Here is a 1,805-nt window from a genome sequence, read left to right on the forward strand (position 1 = left end):
AAACGCAATCGCGTCGATCACGCCCACGATCTCGGCAATTTCCTGGGACGATTTCTCGATCGTCGCCATCGCCTCGATCGCGCGGCCTACCACGTCGCCCGATTGGCGGGCCTCATCCAGCGTCGTTTGCACCATGGTGCTGGCGTTGCCCGCCTCGTGCACCGATTTCTGCACGCTTTCGTTGATCTGGCGCAGCGCGGCGGCGGCCTCTTCCACGGCGGCGGCCTGCTGTTCGGTACGGGTGGAAAGATCTTCGGACCCGGCGAGGATTTCGGCCGAGCCATTGGCCACCTGTTCGGCAATCCCGCCGACCGAGCGCATGGCCCCGGCCATGGCATCGACCGCCGAATTGAACGCGGTGCGCAGGCATTCGTAATCGTGGCGGAAAGCGCGGGTCAGCCGGCAATCGAGATCGCCACCGGCCAGCCGCTCCAGCCCCTCACGCAGGGCATCGACCACGGCAGAAGTTTCGGCCTGGCTTTGCACCTGGATCATCAACGCATCGCCGCCATCGATGATCAATGGCGTCAGCGTCACCAGCATGCGCAACGGTTGACCCTTGCCGTCGAGGTTGAGCCATTCGAAGCGGGCAAAGCCGTTGCGCTGCGCCTCGGCAATCCGTTCCACCACGTGCTCGGCCGTGGGGCGGCCATCCATCTGGCAGGGCGCGGCCAGCATGTCGGGCGAGGCGCCGATGATATCGTGCCGGGGGCGCTGATAGACGCGCTCCGCGGCAGCGTTGCACAGGGTAAACCGGCCATTCTGCATCAGCAGGAAGCCATCGGCCGCCTGCTCGAACACCGCCTGCGCGAAACGGGTTTCGAGTGGAACGACAACGCGCCTTTTGAACATGCAATCTTTCCCCGGTCCTGGTGGCGGAATTGACCGGGACAGGCGCTATCATCGGCGTGCTCAAATGGCGTTTAAGCCGGGGCCACGTAAACCTGCGTGGGGGTGGTGCAGGTTCGGGTTAGCCGCGCGCCAGATCGAGGCGATAGCCGATGCCTGGTTCGTTGCGCAGCGCCGAGTGGCCGGGCGGGCGATCGCTTTCCAATTTGCGCCGGATGCCGCGCGCCGCCACGCGCAGATATTCCACGTCTGTCTCGTGCCCCGGCCCCCAGATCGTGCGCAGCAATTGCGCATGCGTCACCACGCGGCCGGCGTTGCCCGCCAGTTCGGCCAGGAACGCATATTCCTTGGGGGCAAGGTGCACCTCGACACCGGCCTTGCGCACCTGCCGCGCGGCGAGGTCGATCTCCACATCGGCAAAGCGCAAGACCGCCTGCCCGCCCGGTACGCCAGCCAGCCGCGCGCGATGGCGCAGCGCGGTGCGCACGCGCGCCAGGATTTCTTCGGGATCGAATGGCTTGGTGACATAATCGCTGGCGCCCAGATCAAGCGCGGCAACCTTTTCCGCGGTGGCATCGCGCGCGGACAGCACCACCACGGCAAGGCCCGCCGCCACCAGTTGCGGCAGGATTTCCAGGCCATCGCGATCGGGCAGCCCGAGATCGAGCAGCGCCAGATCGGGCGCCTTCGCGGCGCGCTGGGCCAGGGCCTGGGTCGCCGTGGCGGCCTCGCTCACGCCATAGCCGGCCTGGGCCAGGGTGTGGCGCAAGAGCGCGCGGATCGCCGGATCATCGTCCACCACCAGCACGCCGGGGCCAGCCGGTTCTGTCGTGCCGCTCATGCCGGAACGGCCACGGGGCGGACCAGCGCGGGCGGTACATGCAGGGCAAAACGCGCACCGCCGCCAGCGCGGTTGGCGGCCGTCACGGCAAGGCCCATCGCCTCGGCAAAGCCCT

At 67.5% G+C, this 1,805-nt stretch carries 2 protein-coding genes; both read right to left on the reverse strand.

Annotated features, from left to right (window positions below; all coding sequences use genetic code 11):
• Positions 1-852: PAS domain-containing protein (locus H926_RS0124765; protein WP_022678628.1), on the reverse strand; the 852-nt coding region annotated here is incomplete at its 3' end.
• A 118-nt stretch (positions 853-970) separates the two neighbouring features.
• Positions 971-1,690: a response regulator gene (locus H926_RS0124770; RefSeq protein ID WP_022678629.1), complete on the reverse strand. Its 720-nt coding sequence runs from the start codon at positions 1,688-1,690 to the stop codon at positions 971-973.
• Positions 1,691-1,805 lie beyond the last annotated feature (115 nt).

Source organism: Novosphingobium sp. B-7 (assembly GCF_000410615.1).
GTDB lineage: Bacteria > Pseudomonadota > Alphaproteobacteria > Sphingomonadales > Sphingomonadaceae > Novosphingobium > Novosphingobium capsulatum.